General features: G+C 66.4%; 22 protein-coding genes. 10 read left to right on the forward strand and 12 right to left on the reverse strand.

Annotated elements, in window-relative coordinates:
- Positions 1 to 66: 66 nt before the first annotated feature.
- The 4 genes from bla to AC1RBA_RS25420 form a co-directional block, all read right to left on the reverse strand.
- On the reverse strand, positions 67 to 969 hold the full coding sequence (bla, locus tag AC1RBA_RS25405) for a subclass B3 metallo-beta-lactamase (RefSeq protein WP_492420124.1): 903 nt from the start codon (positions 967 to 969) through the stop codon (positions 67 to 69).
- A gap of 106 nt (positions 970 to 1,075) precedes the next feature.
- Positions 1,076 to 2,476, reverse strand: coding sequence for an LLM class flavin-dependent oxidoreductase (locus AC1RBA_RS25410; RefSeq protein WP_492420126.1), 1,401 nt, complete (start codon positions 2,474 to 2,476; stop codon positions 1,076 to 1,078).
- Between the two features lie 3 nt (positions 2,477 to 2,479).
- On the reverse strand, positions 2,480 to 3,307 hold the full coding sequence (locus tag AC1RBA_RS25415) for a MetQ/NlpA family ABC transporter substrate-binding protein (RefSeq protein ID WP_492420128.1): 828 nt from the start codon (positions 3,305 to 3,307) through the stop codon (positions 2,480 to 2,482).
- Between the two features lie 108 nt (positions 3,308 to 3,415).
- Positions 3,416 to 4,630: an acyl-CoA dehydrogenase family protein gene (locus AC1RBA_RS25420; RefSeq protein WP_492420130.1), complete on the reverse strand. Its 1,215-nt coding sequence runs from the start codon at positions 4,628 to 4,630 to the stop codon at positions 3,416 to 3,418.
- Positions 4,631 to 4,885: 255 nt separating this feature from the next.
- Here AC1RBA_RS25420 and ssuE point away from each other — a divergent pair, with 255 nt between their 5' ends.
- Genes ssuE through AC1RBA_RS25445 form a run of 5 tightly spaced genes read left to right on the forward strand, consistent with a single transcriptional unit; the run spans position 4,886 to position 9,355 of the window.
- Positions 4,886 to 5,506, forward strand: a complete 621-nt coding sequence (gene ssuE / locus AC1RBA_RS25425; protein ID WP_492420132.1) for an NADPH-dependent FMN reductase — start codon at positions 4,886 to 4,888, stop codon at positions 5,504 to 5,506.
- A 24-nt stretch (positions 5,507 to 5,530) separates the two neighbouring features.
- Positions 5,531 to 6,529, forward strand: a complete 999-nt coding sequence (locus AC1RBA_RS25430; RefSeq protein ID WP_492420134.1) for a sulfonate ABC transporter substrate-binding protein — start codon at positions 5,531 to 5,533, stop codon at positions 6,527 to 6,529.
- A gap of 12 nt (positions 6,530 to 6,541) precedes the next feature.
- Positions 6,542 to 7,702, forward strand: coding sequence for an FMNH2-dependent alkanesulfonate monooxygenase (ssuD, locus tag AC1RBA_RS25435; protein ID WP_492420136.1), 1,161 nt, complete (start codon positions 6,542 to 6,544; stop codon positions 7,700 to 7,702).
- 1 nt (position 7,703) lies between these two features.
- The gene (gene ssuC, locus AC1RBA_RS25440; protein WP_121669099.1) at positions 7,704 to 8,495 is read left to right on the forward strand and encodes an aliphatic sulfonate ABC transporter permease SsuC; all 792 of its coding nucleotides are present in this window, start codon (positions 7,704 to 7,706) and stop codon (positions 8,493 to 8,495) included.
- A 17-nt stretch (positions 8,496 to 8,512) separates the two neighbouring features.
- Positions 8,513 to 9,355, forward strand: a complete 843-nt coding sequence (locus AC1RBA_RS25445; RefSeq protein ID WP_492420138.1) for an ATP-binding cassette domain-containing protein — start codon at positions 8,513 to 8,515, stop codon at positions 9,353 to 9,355.
- Here the strand turns inward: AC1RBA_RS25445 and AC1RBA_RS25450 are convergent.
- Positions 9,300 to 10,022, reverse strand: coding sequence for an HAD-IA family hydrolase (locus AC1RBA_RS25450; protein WP_070289707.1), 723 nt, complete (start codon positions 10,020 to 10,022; stop codon positions 9,300 to 9,302). The two genes, AC1RBA_RS25445 and AC1RBA_RS25450, sit on opposite strands and share 56 nt — an antisense overlap.
- A gap of 55 nt (positions 10,023 to 10,077) precedes the next feature.
- Positions 10,078 to 10,533, reverse strand: a complete 456-nt coding sequence (locus tag AC1RBA_RS25455; protein ID WP_230505365.1) for an META domain-containing protein — start codon at positions 10,531 to 10,533, stop codon at positions 10,078 to 10,080.
- A 150-nt stretch (positions 10,534 to 10,683) separates the two neighbouring features.
- Between AC1RBA_RS25455 and AC1RBA_RS25460 the strand changes: the two genes are divergently transcribed.
- The 5 genes from AC1RBA_RS25460 to AC1RBA_RS25480 all read left to right on the forward strand — a co-directional run bounded on the left by AC1RBA_RS25460 (position 10,684) and on the right by AC1RBA_RS25480 (position 15,802).
- Positions 10,684 to 11,619 carry a hypothetical protein gene (locus tag AC1RBA_RS25460; protein ID WP_492420141.1) on the forward strand — a complete coding sequence of 312 codons (936 nt, stop codon included), beginning with the start codon at positions 10,684 to 10,686 and terminating at the stop codon, positions 11,617 to 11,619.
- Positions 11,616 to 13,091, forward strand: coding sequence for a MocR-like pyridoxine biosynthesis transcription factor PdxR (pdxR, locus tag AC1RBA_RS25465; RefSeq protein ID WP_492420143.1), 1,476 nt, complete (start codon positions 11,616 to 11,618; stop codon positions 13,089 to 13,091). Before AC1RBA_RS25460 ends, pdxR begins: the two co-directional genes overlap by 4 nt.
- Positions 13,092 to 13,231: 140 nt before the next feature.
- Positions 13,232 to 14,410 carry a benzoate/H(+) symporter BenE family transporter gene (locus AC1RBA_RS25470; protein ID WP_409028756.1) on the forward strand — a complete coding sequence of 393 codons (1,179 nt, stop codon included), beginning with the start codon at positions 13,232 to 13,234 and terminating at the stop codon, positions 14,408 to 14,410.
- Between the two features lie 85 nt (positions 14,411 to 14,495).
- Positions 14,496 to 15,227, forward strand: coding sequence for a CPBP family intramembrane glutamic endopeptidase (locus tag AC1RBA_RS25475; protein ID WP_492420145.1), 732 nt, complete (start codon positions 14,496 to 14,498; stop codon positions 15,225 to 15,227).
- Positions 15,228 to 15,259: 32 nt separating this feature from the next.
- Entirely contained in the window at positions 15,260 to 15,802 is a 543-nt protein-coding gene (locus tag AC1RBA_RS25480) for a gamma carbonic anhydrase family protein (protein ID WP_492420147.1), read from the forward strand.
- Here the strand turns inward: AC1RBA_RS25480 and AC1RBA_RS25485 are convergent.
- The 6 genes from AC1RBA_RS25485 to yfiR form a co-directional block, all read right to left on the reverse strand.
- Positions 15,775 to 16,716: an acyl-CoA desaturase gene (locus AC1RBA_RS25485; protein WP_409026657.1), complete on the reverse strand. Its 942-nt coding sequence runs from the start codon at positions 16,714 to 16,716 to the stop codon at positions 15,775 to 15,777. The genes AC1RBA_RS25480 and AC1RBA_RS25485 overlap by 28 nt on opposite strands.
- On the reverse strand, positions 16,716 to 17,033 hold the full coding sequence (locus tag AC1RBA_RS25490; protein WP_034782889.1) for a DUF3144 domain-containing protein: 318 nt from the start codon (positions 17,031 to 17,033) through the stop codon (positions 16,716 to 16,718). Before AC1RBA_RS25490 ends, AC1RBA_RS25485 begins: the two co-directional genes overlap by 1 nt.
- A gap of 71 nt (positions 17,034 to 17,104) precedes the next feature.
- A complete protein-coding gene (locus AC1RBA_RS25495) occupies positions 17,105 to 17,605 on the reverse strand; it encodes a gluconokinase (protein WP_492420149.1) in 501 nt (166 codons plus the stop codon).
- A gap of 2 nt (positions 17,606 to 17,607) precedes the next feature.
- Positions 17,608 to 18,111, reverse strand: a complete 504-nt coding sequence (yfiB, locus tag AC1RBA_RS25500) for an outer membrane lipoprotein YfiB (protein ID WP_083287130.1) — start codon at positions 18,109 to 18,111, stop codon at positions 17,608 to 17,610.
- Between the two features lie 16 nt (positions 18,112 to 18,127).
- Complete coding sequence (dgcN, locus tag AC1RBA_RS25505) at positions 18,128 to 19,387, reverse strand: diguanylate cyclase DgcN/YfiN (RefSeq protein ID WP_070218314.1); 1,260 nt, start codon at positions 19,385 to 19,387, stop codon at positions 18,128 to 18,130.
- Between the two features lie 8 nt (positions 19,388 to 19,395).
- Complete coding sequence (yfiR, locus tag AC1RBA_RS25510; RefSeq protein WP_230505378.1) at positions 19,396 to 19,977, reverse strand: regulatory sequestration protein YfiR; 582 nt, start codon at positions 19,975 to 19,977, stop codon at positions 19,396 to 19,398.
- Positions 19,978 to 20,099 lie beyond the last annotated feature (122 nt).

Below are 20,099 nucleotides of genomic sequence, written 5' to 3' on the forward strand. Positions count from 1 at the left end.
CCTTCTTCAAATGAATGACGCCAGATTAGCAGATACGCGCCGCGCCGGCGTGCACGGTTGACAAGCCTATCGCTCCTGCTCCAGCCGCGCCTCGAGCAGGGTGCGCGCCGCCGCCACGTAGGCGCGGCAGGCCTGCGGGTCGACGAAGGCCTCGCTGCCGGCCGTGGCGCTCGCTTCCAGGCGTTCCCATAGCTGCGACGCTTCCGGGTGGGCCGAGATCAGCACGTCGCAAGGCAGCTTTTCCAGGGTCTCGAAGCTGTGGTGCAGGTCCGCCACCGCGTTCGGATATTCGCTGCTGGCGCTGAACTTGAAACCGGGGCGCGAGACGGCGTTGAGGCTGTCCGCGTAGACCATGTTCAGGCAGCGGGGGCCGTCGCACGATTGCCACGTCCAGCTCAGGCCTCCGGGCGTGTGGCCCGGCGTGGCGTGCGCCGTCAGTTTGATGGGGCCGACATTGAACTGGCCGCCGTCGCGCGCCAGACGCATGTCCTTGACGGGCGGGTACTTGGGCAGCGCGTGGTATTGCGGGTCGTCCGGTCCCACTTCGCCCGACGCCAGGTCCAGCGCGGCCGACGGGCTGGCGGCCACCAGCGCATTGCTGCGCCGCTGCAGCTCGGCCAGGCCGCCCGCGTGGTCGATATGGCCGTGCGAATTGAGGATCAGCTTGACGTCCTCGATGCGAAAACCCAGCGCGCCGATATTGGCGATGATCTTCGGCGCCGATTCCGGCAAGCCGCCGTCGATCAGCACATGGCCCTGCGGCGAGGTGATGAGCACGGAACTGAGGCCTTTCACGCCCACATAATAAGTATTGCCGAAGATGCGGAACGGCGTCTGGTCGGCATTCCAGGCGGCGCAGACTTCGCAATCCGGCGTCGGCGGCGTGGCTGGGGCAGGTGTTTGCGCCTGGGCGGCGAAGCTGGCCAGCAGCAGGGCCAGAACCAGCGCGCGTGGTGGTGTGAGGGGCATTGCGATCCTTATCCGTGTTGCCAGGGTGGCATATGCTGACACGGAACGGGGCGCGATGCAAACGCTGGCAGTCATGCCGGTCAGGGTAGCTGCGGATAGCGTGCCCTCAGGCGGCGGCCAGCGTGGCGCCGGGCGGGGCCGAAGGCGCGATGCTGACCTGGCGGCCCGCGTGATCGGCCCGCAGGCGCGGGCCCTGGCCGAAGACCTTGTGGCGCAGGCTGCCTTGCTCGTAGCGGGTGCGGTAGCGGCCGCGCCGCTGCAGTTCCGGCACGATGTGTTCCACCACGTCGGCCATGCTGTCATGGGCCACGGCGAAGGCGAGATTGAAGCCGTCGATGCCCGTCTCGTCCAGCCAGCTTTCCAGCTGGTCGGCCACCTGGCGCGCGTCGCCCACGAGCACGGGGCCGCGCCCCCCGAGGCCGATGTATTCGGCGGCCTCGCGCACCGTCCACGTGCGATCCGGGTCGGCCTGGCTGAACGAGGCCAGCGCCGAGCGGCCGGCCGGGGAATCGATGTAGTCGATGGTGGCGTCGAGCGGATAGCGGCTGAAATCGACGCCCGTCCAGCCCGACAGCAGCACCAGCGCCGCCTCGATGTTGACGTGGCGCAGATAGTCGGCGTGTTTGGCGCGCGCTTCTGCCTCCGTGGCGCCCGTGATGACCAGCGCCTGGGCGTAGATCAGCAGCGCCTCGCCATCGCGGCCGCTTTGCCGCACGGCGGCGCGCAAGTCGTCGGCGTAGCGCTTGACGACCGTCTTGCTGGGGCCACTGACAAACGTCGCTTCCGCATGGCGCGCCGCGAAGCGCGTGCCGCGCGGCGAGGTGCCCGCCTGGTACAGCAGCGGCGTGCGCTGCGGCGACGGCTCGCACAAATGGATGCCGGGCACCTGGTAGTGGCGCCCGGCATGGTTGATCGGATGGACCTTGGCCGGATCGGCGTAGATGCCGCGCGCCTTGTCGTTGACGACGGCGTCGTCGTCCCAGCTTTTTTCCCACAGCTTGTAGACGACGTCGAGGTACTCGTCGGCCAGATCGTAGCGCTCGTCGTGGCCCAGCTGCTGGTTCAAGCCCAGGTTGCGCGCCGCGCTGTCGAGGTAGCCGGTGACGATATTCCAGCCGATGCGCCCGCCGGTCAGGTGGTCGAGGGTGGAAATGCGCCGCGCGAACGTGTACGGATGTTCGTAGGTCAGGGCGCAGGTGACGCCGAAACCCAGGTGCGTGGTGGCCTGCGCCATGATGGGCACGAGGGCCAGCGGGTCGTTCAGCGGCACCTGCACGCCGTGTTCCAGGGCCGCATCGAGGCTGCCCCGGTAGACGTCATACACGCCCAGCACGTCGGCGAGAAAAACCGCGTCGAACAGGCCCGCTTCCAGCAGCCGCGCCAGTTCCGTCCAGTGCGCAGGATCGGTATAGCGGTGGCTGCGGTCGCGCGCATGCGTCCACAGTCCCGGCGACTGGTGGCCGACAGTATTCATCTGGAAGGCGTTGAAGCGTATCGTCTTGGCCATGGCTTATTTGGCCGCCGTCTGCAAGGCTTGCTGGTAGTCGGGTTTCGAGTAGCCGGCAAAGTGCTTGTTCGTGATGTCGAGGAATTCGCGCGAGCGGTAGGCGGCCGCCAGGTCCTTGGCGAACTGCTTGTCCTTGTCGGCCGTGCGGATGGCCACCAGGTTGATGTAGCTGGGCGAGATTTTCTCGGCCACCAGCGCCTCCGTCAATTTCAGCCCCGAGGCCAGCGCGTAATTGCCGTTGATGAAGGAGTAGTCGGTGTCGCCCAGCGAGCGTGGCAGCTGCGCCGCTTCCAGCGGCAGCAGCCTGATTTTCTTCGTGTTGACGGCGATATCCTTTTCCGACGCGCGCACGGGGTCGAAGCTGGCGCGCAGCTTGATCCATCCCAGCTGGTCGAGCAGCACCAGCGCGCGCGCCTGGTTGGTCGGATCGTTCGGCAAGCCCACCGTCGTGCCTTCCTTCACGTCGTCCAGCGTCTTGTGCTTCTTGCTGTAGATGGCGATCGGCGCCGTGGGGATCGTGATCAGGTCCGTCAGGGCCAGCTTGTGCTCGAGCGCGAATTTTTTCAGGTAGACGATGTGCTGGAACACGTTGGCGTCGAGTGAACCTTCCGCCAGCGCGAAGTTTGGCTGGATGTAATCGTTGAACTCGACCAGCTTGACCTTGTAGCCCTGTTTTTCCAGGATAGGCTTGATGCCCAGCTTGATCTGGTCCGCATACGGCCCGGCGCTGGTGCCGATGGTGATCTCTTTCGGGTCCTTGGCGTGGGCGAAGCTGGCCGTCAAGGCCAGGGTCAGGGCGGTGAGGACGATGCTGCGGCGCGCGATGGTCATGTTAACTCCTGCTTAGTGAAGAACTGGGGTCAGACCCGCCGGGTCTGACCCCGGAAGTCCGTTAAATTGCCTGCGGCGCAAATGTATCGATTCGCCCAGGCCGTGGTTTTACGAATATGCCGTCGGCTCGGGCACCGTGCCGGTCAAGGCAAAGCGTCCCAGGTCGCGCAGCTTGTAGTCGATGGGGTCATGCAGGGTATGCACGCGCACGTTGCGCCAGTAGCGGTCGAAGCCATATTGGGCCGAGGTGGAGCGGGCGCCCGTCAGTTCGAACATCTGGCTGCTGATTTCCAGTCCCGCCTTGTGTGCCAGGCACTTGGCCTCGGCCACGGCCACGGCCAGCAAGCCCCGTTCGCGCGCCGTCACCAGCGCGCCCTTGCGGAAGACCTTTTCCAGTTCCTGCGCCGCCGCGTCGGCCAGCACTTGCGCGGGGCGCAGCAAGAGCCACAGCTGGCCGTAGCGGTGCTGTATCAAAGGGTCATCCGTGGCTTGCGCCACGCCCGAGGCAAACCAGGCTTTCGCCTGCTCGCCCGTGTAGCGGCGCGCCGCCTCGAACGCGCCTTCGGCGATGCCCAGGTATAGGTTCGCCATGATCAGTTGCGCGATCTGCGAGCGCACGGTGGCTTGCGGCGTGGCGGCCTGCGCGGGCGCCTGCAGCACCAGCTCATGCGGTAGATGAACTTGTTGAAAATGCACGTTGCCGCTGTCCGTCTGGCGCTGGCCGAAGGCGTCCCAGTCCGCCTGCACGGCCACGCCATCCTGGCGCGTGGGCAGGGCGGCGATCAGCGCCGTCTGCGTGGGCGCGTGCCAGGCGGAGATGGTCAGCCAGTCGGAACCGACGGAACCGGAAGAAAAGCTCTTGATGCCGTCGAGGACGTAGCCGTCGCCGCTGTCGCTGGCTGTGACGCGCTTGTCTAGCGGGTTGAGGGCATTGCCCCAGAACAGGCGCTCGTCGACGGTCAGGGTGAGCAGGCGGCGCTGCTGCTGTGCGCTGCCATACAGCTGCAGGCCCGCCAGTTGCAGATGGTGGAAGGCGAAGACATGCGCCAGCGCGCTGTCGGCCCGCGCCAGGATGCGGATCACCTGGTACACGAGGGGCCACGACGCGCCCTGGCCGCCGAATTCCACGGGAATCGACAGGGTCAGCAAGCCTGAATCGCGCAGCCATTCGCGTTCCTGCGCCGCATGGCCGCCGGCCTGGTCGCGGGCATTGGCCGTTTCGGCCAGGCGCGCGGCCAGCAACGTGGCGATGCTGATGGCGTCCTGCAGGGGTTCCGGTACAGGCGGCTGAGGACGGGCGGCATGGAGAAAAACGCTAGACATGGGTGACATTCCAGAAAGACGATGAGGCCGATATTGCACCGCCGGGGGCGCGCCGTACACGAAGAAAACCGCACATGGATATGCGAAAAAAGCCATGCGGGGAGGAGCGTCTTCGCTTGCGGGGCGTCAGGCCCGGATAGACAAAAAACGCATATCGAAGCGCGAAAGCATTCGTTTTATCGGGCCGCTGATGGCGATAGGCTGCAAGCATCCAAGTAGCCAAATCAAACCATCACGTACAGGGACGGGCATCACATGAGCATCTTGTTATTGGGCGGCAGCCCGCAACTCCCATCGAGTTCCAGCCGTTTGCTGCTGCATATCGGCGAACAGCTGGCGCTGCAGGGCCACAGCTACGCCAAGCTGCACGTGCGCGACCTGCCGGCGCGCGCCCTGCTGCTGGCCGACTACGACGACGCGGCGATCGCCCGCGCCGTGCGCACCGTGGCCGATGCCGACGCCATCGTGATCGCCACGCCCATCTACAAGGCGTCGTATACAGGCTTGCTGAAAGCCTTCCTCGACCTGCTGCCGCAAGATGGCCTGGCCGGCAAGCTGGTGCTGCCGCTGGCCACGGGCGGCGGCCACGCCCACACCCTGGCGCTCGACTATGCGCTGCGCCCCGTGCTGCATGCGCTGGGCGCCAAGCAGGTCTTCACCAGCATCTATGCCAATGCGCAGCAGCTGGCGTGGCACGAAGAGGGGGGCTTGAGCCTGGACGCGCCGATTGCCGCGCGCGTGCAGGCCGGTATCGAGGAGCTGTCCACCGGCCTGTTCGTGCTGCAGGGCCGGCGTCCGCCCGCGCCAGTCGATATCTCGTTACCCGTGCGTTCGCTGCAAGACCAGCCTTACGCCCCTCAGTATCAAGCCGCCTGATTATTCACCGACCAAGGAACCGCCATGACACACCGCCACGCACAACGCCTCTCGCGCCGTACCACTCTGGGCTTGCTGTTTGCCGCCGCTGCCGGCGTGATGGCGGCCGGCATGCCGGCCACGGCGCAGGCGCAGGCCAAGGGGGAGGTCCGCATCGGTTATCAGAAATACGGCACCCTGACCTTGTTGAAGGGGCGCGGCACCCTGGAAAAACGCCTGGCCGAGCAGGGCGTGGGCGTGAAATGGACGGAGTTCCCGGCCGGCCCCGTGCTGCTGGAAGGCTTGAACGTCGGCAGCATCGATTTCGGTACCGTGGGCGAGGCGCCGCCGATCTTTGCCCAGGCGGCCGGCGCCAACCTGGTGTATGTCGGCAATGAGCCGGCGTCGCCCGCCAGCGAAGCCATCGTCGTGCCCAAGGGTTCGGGCTTGCGCACCCTGGCCGACTTGAAGGGCAAGAAAATCGCCCTGAACAAGGGCTCGAACGTGCATTACCTGCTGTTGAAGGCATTGGAAAAGGCAGGCGTCGCGTACGCCGACATCCAGCCCGTGTTCCTGCCGCCGGCCGATGCGCGCGCCGCTTTCGAGCGGGGCAGCGTGGACGCCTGGGCCATCTGGGACCCGTTCCTGGCCGCCGCCGAAAAGCAGCTGGGCGCCCGCGTGCTGGCCGACGGCAAGGGCCTGGTGGCGAATTACCAGTTTTATCTCGCCTCGCGCACGTATGCGGAAAAAAATCCCGAGATCCTGCGCATCGTGCTCGATGAAGTGGCCAAGGTCGATGACTGGGGCCGCAACAATCCGGACGAGGTGGCGACGATCCTGTCGGCGCAGACGGGGCTGGGCAAGGATGTGGTGGCGCTGGCCGCCTCGCGCTATGCGTATGGCGTCAAACCCGTGTCGCCCGACGTCATCGCCTCGCAGCAAAGGGTGGCCGACGCCTTTTCCAGCCTGAAGCTGATCCCGAAACCCATCCTTGTCAAGGATGCGCTGCTGCCGGCGCGTCAGCTGGCCACCAGCGCAAAATAAGGAACAAATATCATGTCATTGAATGTCTTCTGGTTTATTCCGACCCACGGCGACAGCCGCTACCTGGGTACGTCGCAGGGCGCGCGCCCCGTCGATGCCGATTATCTGCGCCAGGTGGCGGTGGCCGCCGACACGCTGGGCTACGACGGCGTGCTGCTGCCGACGGGCCGCTCCTGCGAAGACGCGTGGGTGGTGGCGTCGTCGCTGATCAGCGTGACGCAAAAGCTCAAGTTCCTCGTGGCCGTGCGCCCCGGCCTGTCCACGCCCGGCCTGGCCGTGCGCATGGCGTCCACGTTCGACCGCCTGTCGAACGGGCGCCTGCTGATCAACGTCGTCACGGGCGGCGACCAGGGCGAGCTGGAAGCGGACGGCCTGTTTGCCGACCACGCCAAGCGCTATGAAATTTCCGATGAATTCATCAAGGTGTGGCGCGCCACCCTGGAGGGCGAGGGCGGCGCGGCCGGCTACGACTTCGAGGGCAAGCATATCCAGGTGAAGGGCGCGAAAACCCTGTATCCGCCCGTGCAGAAACCGTATCCGCCCCTGTATTTCGGCGGCTCGTCGGAGCCGGCGCACGAACTGGCGGCCGGGCAGATGGACGTGTACCTGACGTGGGGCGAGCCGCCCGCCGCAGTCGCCGAGAAAATCGCCGACATCCGCGCGCGTGCCGCAAAAAAAGGCCGCACGGTACGGTTTGGCATCCGATTGCACGTGATCGTGCGCGAGACGAACGAGGCGGCCTGGCGCGCGGCCGATGAATTGATCAGCCACCTGGACGACGACATCATCGCCAAGGCGCAGGCGGCGTTCGGCAAGATGGATTCCGTGGGCCAGCAACGGATGGCGGCCCTGCATGGCGGGCGGCGCGACAAGCTCGAAGTGTCTCCGAACCTGTGGGCCGGCGTGGGCCTGGTGCGTGGCGGCGCGGGCACGGCCCTGGTTGGCGACGGTCCGACCGTGGTGGCGCGCATGCAGGAATACGCGGACCTGGGCATCGACACCTTCATTTTCTCGGGCTACCCGCACCTGGAAGAGTCGTACCGTTTCGCCGAACTGGTGTTCCCGCTGCTGGGCAAGGGCAAGGCCGTGGGCGAGCAATCCTTGAGCGGCCCCTTCGGCGAAGTCATGGCCAGCAATATCGTGCCGGTCGCGCCGCAGAAAAAGGCGGCCTGAGATGGCGACGGCCGCCGTCAAGAGGTTGCCCGGCACGCCATGGCGGAATGTCTTGGCGCCATGGGCCTTGCCCGTGGCGCTGCTGCTGGCCTGGCAGCTGGCGGCGCAGTGGGGCTGGCTGTCGAGCCGCATCCTGCCCGAGCCGTGGGCCGTGGCGAAAGCCTTCTGGCATCTGGCCGTGTCGGGCGAATTGTGGCTGCACCTGAAGACGAGCTTGTGGCGCGCGACGGTCGGTTTCGCCGTCGGCGCGGGACTGGGCTTGCTGCTGGGCCTATTGACGGGCAGCTTCCGCCACGCGGAAACCCTGCTCGACACGACATTGCAAATGGTGCGCAACATCCCGGCATTGGCCCTGATTCCGCTGGTGATCCTGTGGTTCGGCATCGACGAGACGGCGAAACTCTTTCTGCTGGCCGTCGGCGTGTTTTTTCCCGTCTACCTGAATACCTTCCACGGCATCCGCTCGGCCGACCAGGGCTTGATCGAAATGGCGAAAAGCTATGGCTTGTCCGGCTGGCCTTTGTACCGCGACGTCATCCTGCCGGCCGCCATGCCCTCCATCCTGGTCGGCGTGCGCTTTTCGCTGGGGCTCGTGTGGGTGCTGCTGATCGTCGCCGAAACCATCTCGGCGCAGGCCGGCATCGGCTACATGACCATGAATGCGCGCGAATTCTTGCAAACGGACGTGGTGCTGGTGGGGATTTTGCTGTACGCCTTGCTGGGCAAGCTGGCCGATATGTTCTCGCGCCGGCTGGAGCGCCACTGCCTGCGCTGGAATCCCGCTTACCGCTAATGATTGAAGAGGACACCATGCTGCTTGCCCCCATCCAGATCGAAACGGATTTTTTGTCGCACTTCGTGCAATACGACCCGGCCAGTGCGCCGCCGCAGGCGAAGACGGCGCCATCCACCCCTTTGCAACGGCGCGGCGTTCCCCTGGAACTGACGAAGCTGAGCAAATCCTACACCACCCGCCCCGTGCTGAAAAACATCGGCCTGCAGCTGGAAGCGGGCGAATTTGTCGCCATCGTGGGGCGCAGCGGCTGCGGCAAGAGCACCTTGCTGCGTGCGATCGCGGGCCTGGAAAGCATCGATGAAGGCACGCTCGCCATCGGTTCCGGCCTGGGCGCGCCCGACATCCGCATCATGTTCCAGGAGTCGCGCCTGCTGCCATGGAAGACGGTGCTCGACAACGTGGCCCTGGGCTTGCCCCGTTCCGTCGGCGCGGCCGCCGCCTCGCTGTGGACGGTGGGCCTGGCCGAGCGGGCGGACGACTGGCCGTCGGCCCTGTCAGGCGGGCAGAAGCAGCGCGTGGCGCTGGCGCGCGCGCTCGTGCACGAGCCGCAACTGCTGCTGCTCGACGAACCATTGGGCGCGCTCGACGCCTTGACGCGCATCGAGATGCAGCAGCTGATCGAGTCGCTGTGGCTGGCGCGGGGCTTTACGGCCGTGCTGGTGACGCACGACGTGGCCGAAGCGGTGGCGCTGGCCGACCGCGTGCTGCTGATCGAGGATGGCCAGATCACCCTGGATGTGCGGGTGGACTTGCCGCGCCCGCGTCAGCGCGGCCATGCGGCCTTCGCCGCGCTGGAGCAGGCTATCTTGTCGCGGGTGCTGCAGCCGCAGGGTCAGATGACTGCGCCAGCACGATGAAGCCATCGCCATCGACGGTCGCCACGATGCCTTCATAGCTGGCGATGGCCGGGTGGCGCGTGGCCAGCGGGTGCGCATGCGTGGCAGTGACGACGATGACCTTCGCGCCGGCCGCTTCTCCCGCCTCGATGCCGACCGAGGCATCCTCGAACACCAGGCAATCCACTGGCGCCACGCCCAGTTTTTCCGCTGCCAGCAGGTAGCAATCGGGTTTTGGTTTACCGGCCTTGACGTCTTCCGCCGTCACCATGATGGCGGGTATCGGCATGCCGGCCGCCTTCAGGCGCGCCGTGGCCAGCGCGCGCGGCGCCGAAGTGACGATGGCCCATTGCGCGGGCGGCAGCGACGTCAAAAAACGCAGCGCGCCCGCGATTTCAATAATCCCTTCCACATCGATGATTTCCGCATCCGTGATGCCCTGCGATTCGCGCTGCGCATCGACGCCGGGCAAGCGCAGCTTGGCGATGGTGTCGACCGAGCGCGCGCCATGGATGGTGGGCAGAAAGGCAGCCACGTCGAGGCCCTGGCGCTGCGCCCAGGTGCCCCAGATGCGTTCGGCGGCGGCGATGGAATTGATGACGGTGCCGTCCATGTCAAAAAGAAAAGCCCGGTAGCGGCCGGCGGCCGATGGTGTTGGGGATGACGACGGCGAGGGCAGTGCGGACATGGCTTCCTTCCAATTGATGGGCTGGAAGCCATTGTAACGGCAGCCGGTTTTTATTTCACAGGTAGACCGATTCAAAGCGGGCCACGGGCGCGCCATCCTTGAGCAAAATCAGGTATTCGCCATCGAAACGGTAGCCCGTCACGCTGTTCAAATTGGCCAGCACGGCGCTTTCCAGCTGCATCAGCGGCGGCGGGCAGGCCATGCGCGTGCCCGCCAGCTGCGTGAAGCGCAGGGCCGTGCCGGCCAGCGTGTAGCCGCCCATGACCTGGTTGCAGCCCGTAAAACCATGGACCTTGCCATCGTCGGTGAGCGTGATGCGCACTTCGCGCTCCTGCCCGGGCGCCATCGTCACGGGGGCGCCATCGAGTTCCGTCAGCTTCCAGTAGGTATTCGTCAGGCTGTACGTGGGCGCCAGGCCCGTGTCCGGCCTGGCGCTGTCGGAGGTGGCGGCGCAGCCGCCGGCCATGGCGATGGCGGCGGCGAGGGAAAGGTATTTGAGGTGATGCAGCATGGAAGTCTCCTGTGAGGGGGGGAATGCCCGCAGACTAGCAGGTTTTCCGTGCCGTTCAGCGCACGGCAGCGGCAATTGTTTCCATTTTGCCAGTCCTGGCATTAAACTCATGCTTTCCATTGTTTTAACCTTGATCGGGGAGCCGGGCCGATGCTGGAAGCGCAAGCGCTGGATAACCGACTGGTCGCCACCACTGGCGACGACGTGCTGGTCGACCGCATCGTGCCCGGCGCGCCGCTGGTCATCGCCTTCGGCTTCGTCTCGTGGACCACGCGTCCCGCCTTCGATTTTTACGGGCGCCTGAGAAAGCTCGAGCAGGCCAGCGGCCAGCATCTGAACAAGATACTCGTGCGCGATTCGGGCAACGCCTGGTACCACCGCCGCATCGCGGGGCTGGGCAGCCACGTGGATGAATCGGCGCAAGCCTTGCGCGAGCTCGTGCGCCGCATCGCGCCAAGTACCGTCACCACCCTCGGCCAGTCCATGGGCGCGTACGCGGCCGTCATGTATGGCTTGCTGCTCGAGGCGCAGCAAATCGTCGCCTTCGGGCCGCTGTCTTTTCTCGACGTGCAGCAGGCGCGTTTGTACCACGAACTGCGCTGGCTGCCCGTGATGGAATCGCTGGCGCAAGACCCGCCGCTCTCTGGTTACTATGACCTGGCGGCCCTGTGCCGCGCCAGGGCCACCGAATATACGCGGATGCACCTGCTGTTCGGCACCCGGCCTGACGCGGCCAACGCGGGAGGCAGTGCCAGCGAATCGGTCAACCTCGACGCCATGCACGCACAGCGCCTGGCGCCATTTGGCCGCTGCACCCTGCATCCGTTCCCCCACTCGGGCCACGCGGTGGTGCAGCACCTGATCGACACGAAGCGCATCAACGGCTTGCTGGCCAGCTGCATACTCGGTCTGACCTTGGACGATGAACCGATGCCGGACATCAGCCGCGAGTGGCAGGACTGGGTGGCGGAAAACCTGCGCCTGGGCTGCGCCGGCGAACAGCTGGTGGCGGTGCTGCAGCAGCACGGCTTTTCGCTGGCCAGCAGCATGGCGGCCGTGGATGCGGCGCGCGCCAAGGCCATATGACGCCGCAGTTCGAACTCGACACCCTGAAAATCCGCCTCGCCGCTCCCGGACTGTCGGCGCTCGACCTGCGCGTGCGCGTGCAGCGCGCGCTACGCCAGCTGATACTCGACGGCGTGCTGGCGCCCGGCGTGCGCCTGCCGGCCACGCGCACGCTGGCGCAATCGCTGGGCGTGTCGCGCGACACGGTGGAAATGGCGTATGCGCAGCTGCGTCTCGATGGCTATCTGCGGCGGCAGGCGGGATCGGGCAGTTTCGTCTCGCCGACGATAGGCGCGAGCTTGCTGGGCAAGCCTGCGACGACGCTGCCGTCCTTGTCCGCGCAGCCGGTGGCGCTCAGCGCGCGCGGCGCGCAGATACTCGCCAGCGGCGGCGTGGCCGACCAGCAAAGCGTGAAGGAGTTTGCCACGGGCTTGCCGGAAACGCGGGCCTTTCCGCTCGACGTGTGGGAGCGCTTGCGGCGCCAGGCGGCCGGCGAACACCATGCGGGCATGCTGCTGCACGGCGACCCGCAAGGCGCGGAGCCGCTGCGCCAGGCCATCGCCGACTATGTGAACCTGGAGCGGGGCGCGCGGGCCACGGCCGGCCAGGTGCTGGTGCTGAGCAGCACGCGCCAGGCGCTGTACCTGTGCGCGCAGGTGCTGGCCGATGCGCATGGCCCCATCCTGATGGAAGATCCCGGCTATTTCGGCGCGCGCAAGGCCTTCGAGATGGCGCAATTGCAGATCGTGCCCGTGCCCGTCGATGCGCATGGCTTGTCCATCGACCACCTGCGCGCGGACCGCAGCGGGGCCAGCACGATTTACGTCACGCCGTCGCATCAATACCCGACGGGCGCCACCCTGGCGCTCGAGCGCCGCCTGGCCCTGACCGCCTGGGCCGCCGAGCGTCAGGGCTGGATCATCGAAGACGATTACGACAGCCAGTTTCACTACGCGGGCTTGCCGACGGCCTGCGTGCAGGGGCTCGATACGCAGCAGCGCACGATTTACCTGGGCACCTTCGCCAAGTCGCTGTATCCCGGTCTGCGCATCGGCTACATGGTGCTGCCGCCCGCGCTGGTGAAACCGATGACGTATGCGCGCAGCATTCTCGATGGTCATACGCCGCAGCTGGACCAGCTGACACTGGCCCGTTTCATCGCCGATGGCCATTTCGCTGCCCATGTGCGCGCCATGCGCAAGGTCTACGCCGTGCGCCGCGATGCGATGGCGCAGGCCGTGCAGCGGCATTTGCCGCACGTCGTCACGGCGCAGCTGCCGCCGGGCGGCTTGCAGATGCCATGTCTGCTGCACGACGGCAGGGACGAGCTGGACACGCTGCGCCTGGCGGCGCAGGCGGGCATCGTGCTGCCGGGCCTGAGCCGCTTGTACGCGACGCCACCGGAACGCGGTGGCTGGCTGCTGGGCTTTGCGGCCTTGACCCCGCATGAGATCGACAGCGGCATCGTCCGCCTGGCCCGCGCGCTGGGTTGATTGTTCAAGTGGTCTGTTGGATGTGAATAAATTGGCATGCCTGGGCAGTCCATGCGACCATTAAGATGCTCCCTTTCAATGGCAGGGGCATACACATGACAGCAACCACCATCACCACCACCACCACCACCACCGCCGCGATGGCCGACCGGGCGCGCTGGCGCGACCTGGCGTCCCCCGCCATGGCCGCCTTCATCTCCGTCCTCGTAAACTATGGCGGCACCTTCGTGCTGGTGTTCCAGGCGGCCCAGCTGGCCCAGCTGAGCGCCGCGCAGACGGCGTCCTGGGTCTGGTCGCTGAGCATCGGCGTGGGCGTGACGGGCATCTGGCTCAGCTACCGCTACCGCGCTCCCATCATCACGGCCTGGTCCACGCCCGGCGTGGCTTTCCTGGCCACCGTCATGCCGCATACGCCGTATGCCGAGGTGATCGGCGCGTATATCATTTCCGCCATCGCCTTCATTGTGCTGGGCATGTCCGGCGCCTTCGAGCGCCTGGTGCGGCTGATTCCTGGCGGCATCGCCGCCGGTTTGCTGGCCGGCATCCTGCTGCAGTTTGGCGTCAACGCGTTTGGCGGCGCCAGCGCCGATCCCGTGCTGGTCGTCGTATTGCTGCTGTCGTACGCCGTGCTGCGTCGTTTTACGGCACGTTTTGCCGTGGTGGGCATCATGCTGATCGGTCTGGCCCTGCTGCTGGCGCAGGGGCGCATCGATGCGCAAGGCATCGAACTGGCCCTGGCCGCACCCGTGTTCGAGATGCCGCGCTTTTCCGTGGCGTCGCTGCTGGGCGTGGCGCTGCCCCTGTTCCTGATTACGCTGACGGGGCAATACATGCCCGGCATGCTGGTGCTGCGCAATGACGGCTACGCCGTCAGCGCCAATCCGATTTTGACGGTGACGGGCCTCGGTTCGCTGCTCATGGCGCCGTTCGGCGCGCACGCCTTCAATGTGGCCGCCATCACGGCCGCCATCTGCACGGGCAAGGATGCCCATGCGGACCCGTCGAAGCGCTATGTGGCGGGCCTGGTGTGCGGCGTGCTGTACATCCTCGTGGGCATCTTTGGCGTGACCCTGGCCAGCCTGTTCATGGTCTTGCCGCGCCCCTTCATCACGGCGCTGGCGGGCCTGGCCCTGCTGGGCGCCATCGGCAACAGCCTGGCGCAGGCGATGGCGGACGCGCGCATGCGCGAAACGGCCCTGATTACTTTCCTGGCCACGGCCGCGAACGTGACCCTGCTGGGCGTGGGCGGCGCCCTGTGGGGACTGGCGGCGGGGCTGGCTGCGCATGGGCTGATGCATGGCTGGCGCAAGGCGGCATAGCAAGACAGGTTGCCCATGTTGCCAGGCGGCGCATACAATTGCTGCGCCCGTGCCCGTTGGCACCGTACTTTCTCCGATGTGAGCGATGGACGACCTGACTTCCCTGGCGCAGTATCTGCTGGCGATCACGCCTGCCTTCCTCGTCTGCGCCGCCATGCTGCTGGCTATTCCCCGGACGGTACCGCTGCTGCGCGTGCTCGTGCATATCCTGTTTTTCGTGCTGGCGCGCGACGCGATGACGGCGCACGGCTACTGGCAAGTGGCGGCGGGCGGCTTGCGCTTCACGGCGCCGCCGCCGGTCTTGCTGGCGCTGGGCGCCATGTCGCTGGGGCTGGTGGCAAGCACGTGTTGGCTGGAAAGCGAGGCGCGCGGCCAGATCCGCTGGCTGGGCATGCGGCCAGCCCTGTCCGTGCTGCTCGGCGTGGCGGGCGCGTGCGTGATCGTTGCGCTGGCGGCGGGCTTGAAAGCGCTGTTCGGCTTGCCGTCCTTGCCGCCCGTCGCGTCATCCACGCTGCCCTTGCTGCTGGGTTTTGCGCTGGCGGCCAACTGTTATGAGGAATTGCTGTTCCGCGGCTTGCTGCAGCAGCAATTGCGCGCCTGGCTGCCCGCCTGGCGCGCGGCGCTGGTGTCGGGCCTGCTGTTCGGCCTGTGCCACGCCTTTCTCGCCACCACCGTCACGCAGGTGGGCGCGCCCATCCTCGTGTTCACCGTGATCGAAGGCGTGGTGGCGGGACTGGTATATTGCCGTGCCGGCTTGTTGGGCGCATCGCTGGCCCATGGCCTGGCGATTTTTGCGCTGGCGTCCGGCTGGGTGTGAATGTCTACTAATTAATGAAAAGCGAGAAAGCGATGCCTGTCAGTTCCTACCTGAATACCCGTCCCGTGCTGGGCGAAAGAGTCTACCTGCATGACACGGCGCAAGTGATTGGCGATGTGCAGATCGGCGACGACTGTTCCATCTGGTGCAACAGCGTGCTGCGCGGCGACGTCAACCGCATCGTCATCGGCGAGGGCAGCAATATCCAGGACTTTTCCATGGGCCATGTGTCGCACAGGAATGCGGCCAAGCCCGATGGCTCGCCCTTGACCATCGGTAACTACGTGACCATCGGCCATTCCGTGATCTTGCACGGCTGCACGATTGGCGACGAATGCCTGATCGGCATGGGCAGCATCGTCATGGATGACGTCGTGGTGGAAAAGCACGTGATGCTGGGCGCGGGCAGCCTGGTATCGCCGGGCAAGGTGCTGGAAAGCGGCCATCTGTACGTGGGCCGGCCCGCCGCCAAGGTGCGCGCACTGACCGAGGCGGAGATCGCCTACCTGCGCTATTCGGCCGAGCATTATGTGCGCGTCAAGAACAATTATCTGGCCGGCGGCGACGACGCCTGACCGCCAGCGCCATCAAGGCGGCGCAGTTCCGGCCGCGGCGCCAGGTCGTGCGGCAGGCGCAGGCCTGACACGAGGCCCAGGCGCCGCAAGAGCAGCAGCATCCACCAGCCCGGGTCCCATTCGCCCGGCAGCAGGCCCAGCCTGGCCGAGCCCGGATACGCATGATGGTTGTTGTGCCAGCATTCGCCCATGGTCAGCAGCGACGTCAGGCGGATATTCCTGCCTTGTACGGCGGCGCCATGGACCTCGAAGTGCATCTGCCCATGGTTGTGGGCGAAGTAGCCGATCAGCCAGTGACCGAGCACGCCGGCGCTGACCCGCGCGCAGACGCCCCAGCAGACGAAGCCCCAGCCGCCCCAGGCATAGAACAGCACGGCCCATGGCAATTGCTGCAGCATCCAGGTTCTTTCCAGGAAACGGTAAAAGCGGTCGAGCGCGATGCGCGGCTCGATGGCGATGTGGGGCGGGTGGTCGAGATCGAGGCGGCAGAATAATTGCCACCATGCATCGCGCCAGAAGCCGGCGCCGTGGCGCAGATAGGGATGGCAAGCGGGCAGGCGCTGCGCATAGTCGCGCAGCTCGTGCTGGCGCAGCAGGCCCAGCGGGCCGCTGAGGCCCACCAGCACGCCCAGGTAGACGAGTACATATTCCAGCCATGGCGGGCATGCAAAGCTGTCGTGGATCAGCTTGCGGTGGCTGCCCAGCGAGTGGCCGAACAGCAGGACGACGGCCGTGCCGGCCGCAAACAGCAGCAGGCCCATCCAGCTGAAGAAGAGCAGGGCGCCCGTCACGGCGCCGGCCAGCATGGCTAGCAGCCACAGCGATTGCAGCGGCGCGTAACGCACCGTGCCGTCGAGGACGCTGCCGGCATGGGTGGCGCGGGCGCGGTGGCCGTCCAGGCTGGCTGCGGACATCAGCCCTTGGGGGCCGACGACGGTTGCGTGTACTTGTCGAAGTTGGTGATGTAGTCGTTGAAGTTGTCGGTCAGCATGCGCTTGTACTGTTCCGTGAAGAAGGCCACGGCGCCTTCCTTCTCTTCCTGCATCTTGGCCACGTCGTTGCTCTTGCTGGCGACGAGGAAGGCGTTGAAGCGGGCGGCCGCGTACAGCAGCGAGGTGGCCACTTCATTGCCGCCGCTGTGCATGCATTGTTCATTGGCCAGGGCGATGACCTGGTCGGCGCGTTCCCAGAATTCCGGGCCCGGTGCTGGTTTTGTCGTTGGTGTGCTCATAGAAATCCCTCATGAAAGTGCGCGCCAGTCTACACAGGGGGGCGCGGGCTGTCCAGCCGCGCGGCTGCCTGTCAGGGCGCTTGCAGGATCTGTGCGACCAGCACGGCCAGCGGCTGGCGGATGTCGAGCACCATGCCGGCTTCGTCCGGCAGCAGCGGCTGCAGGGTGGCCAGCTGGCTGTCGAGCAGGCTGGCCGGCATGAAATGGCCGGGGCGCTGCAAACGGCTTTCCAGCACGGCGCGCGGGCCGTCCAGGTGGGCAAAGCGCAGGGCCGGATCGCTTGCGCGCAGCACGTCGCGGTAGGCGCGCTTCAGGGCCGAGCAGGAGACGACGAGGCCGCTGCCTTGCGCGCGGGCCGTGGCGATCCGGTCGCGCAGGGCGGCCAGCCAGCCGGCCCGGTCGGCATCGTCGAGCGCGATGCCGGCGGCCATCTTGGCCACGTTTTCCGGGGAATGCACGTCGTCGCCTTCCACGTAGGGCACGTGCAAGGCGTCGGCCAGCAAGCTGCCGACGGCGCTCTTGCCGCAGCCGGACACACCCATCACGACCCAGCGCACGGCGGGCACGCCCATGGTCAAGGGGCCGAGACGATGACGGTGACGCGGCGGTTTTCCGCCTTGCCCGTCTTGCTGGCATTCGAGGCCACCGGTTTGCTCATGCCCAGCCCCTTGACGCTGATGTTATCGCGTGGAATGCCCGATGCGCTCATGGCGTCGGCCACCACGTTGGCGCGCGCCAGCGACAGCTTGTTGTTGTAGGCTTCCGTGCCTTCGTTATCGGTGTGGCCTTCCACGCGCATGTGCGTGATGCCCACTTTCAGCAGGGCGGCGCTGATTTTCTGGATGGCCATGCGGCTCGGCGGCGTCAGCTTGGCGGCGTCGAATTCGAACAGCAGCTTGTCGGTAAAGCTCAGTTCCCAGCCTTCGTCGGTCTGGTTGAAGCCTTGCTCCTTCAGGGTGGCGACTTGCTCGGGGCTGAACAGCGGTTTGGTCTCGGGCGTGCTTTGGCAGGCGGCCAGCAGGCCCAGCATGAACAGGCCGAGTAAGCCGCGGCGTAATTGCTTGTAGATGAATTGCATGGTGTTGCTCCTTGGTTCAGGGGTGAATATGGGGTTGCGGCAGGCGCGCCACCTGGCGCGTGCCGCGCTGCGCCTGCTTCGCGCGGTACATGGCTTCGTCGGCCGCGCCGACCAGCGAGATGGCGTCGATGGCGTGATCGGGGAAGACGGCCACGCCGATCGTCAGCGAGCTGACGATGCTGTTGCCGGTGGGCAGTTCAATGGCTTGCGCCATGGCGGCGATGATGTTGTCGGCGATGTGCATGGCGTCGCTGCTGTTGCGCAGCGGCTTGAGCACGATGGCGAATTCGTCGCCGCCCAGGCGCGCCACCAGGTCGCCCTCGCGCAATTGCTGCTTGATGCGCGCGGCGATCGTCACCAGCACGCGGTCGCCCGAGGCATGGCCGAAGGTGTCGTTGATGTACTTGAACCGGTCGCTGTCGAGGAACAGCACGGCCACCTTGCCATTGCCGACCCGCGCTTCGAGGATGGCGCGTTCCAGTTCCGCTTCCATGAAGGCGCGGTTCGACAGGCCCGTCAGGCTGTCGTGGTTGGCGCGGTGCGACAGCGAGGCGTGTTCCTTCTGCAGGTGGCTTTGCCACGCTTCCAGTTCGTCGAGCAGAGCGTTGAAGTCGTCATTGATCTGGTTCAGCTCGGCAATATTGGCGGGCGGCACGCGCAGTTCGAACGAGCGGTCGCGCCGCACGCGGTGGGCCGTTTCCGCCAGGTGGCGCAGCGGCGACGTGATCTCTGTTTCCATGCTGCGCGACAGGCGCACGGCGACGACCAGGCTCAGCACCAGGCAAGCGAGCAGGCAGGTCAGGCCGCTGAGCAGGAAGGGCAGCAGGCTGCGGCTGTGCGGTACCAGCCTGATGCTGCCGATCGCCTGTTCGTTGCGCGTGATGGGGAAGGTCAGCGAATCGGGCAGCATCCAGCCCGTCAGCGCGCGTTCGATGTAGTAGCGCGTGCCGTGCTCGCCCCGTTCCCAGCGGGCCAGCACCTTGCCGGCCTGGTCGCTCACCTGCGCCTGGTCGATATCTTCATTGACGCCGATCAGGGCCAGCGCTTCCCTGGCGGCCAGGGAGTCGCCAAAGACGACGGCCCCTTCCACCGTGTAGCTCATCGAACGGGCCACCAGGCGCAGGTTCTGGTCCGAATACACGCGCAGGGCGAGCAGCGCCACGGCCGTCAGGGTCAGGCCGGCCGCCAGCACGGCGATCAGCGACACGCTCAGGTGGGCGCGCCGCAGCACGCTGTCGAGCGTGGGGCGGGGCTTGCGGGCAGGCTTGTTGCTCATGCGGGCGCTCATGGCGGCGGTCCCTTGCGACGTGCAATTTGCAAGGCGTTCGGATGCACGCGCAGGCCGCTGCGGGCGATGGCGTCGAGGTTGACGTCAAAGCCGATCTGCCCCTCGGCCAGGCGCAGGCAGAACATGGTGCCCACGGTGCAGGCCGTGCCCGGTTCGGCGACCGACAGGATGGGTTTGCCGATGATCTGCGTCAGCAGATGCTCGCGTTCGCCCTCGGGCAGGCTGCCCAGGTAGACGACGTCACATTCGCTCGCGGCGCTTGCCAGCGCGGGGATTTTCACGCGGATGCGCTGGCCCAGGCTGGAGGCGGGCGTGTCGACGATGGCCGCGCCGTAGTGGGGCGTACCGAGCATGCACACGCGCACTTCCTGGCGCGCCACGGGCCAGCGCACATAACTGATGATGCCAAACAGGACCTGGGCCACTTCGGCCGGACGCCTGGCGTCGGCCGCCGCGCCCGCTTGCGCCCACGCCGCGCACGGCGCCAGCGCAGCGCAGGCGAGCAGCGCGGCCAGCAGCACGACAGCGGGCAGGACGGACGGCGTGGAGCGCTGCCGGTGGCGGGGGGAGGAGGGCACGGCGTCGGTGTCTTTATGCAGGTCGGTGGCTATTCAAATAGTTACTCAGCAACACAGACTGTACGGAAGTCCGTGTTGAAAGTAAATCACGGCATGACGCCATAAACCTTGCATTATAAACA

This window comes from Janthinobacterium sp. GW823-FHT03B06 (assembly GCF_058796955.1).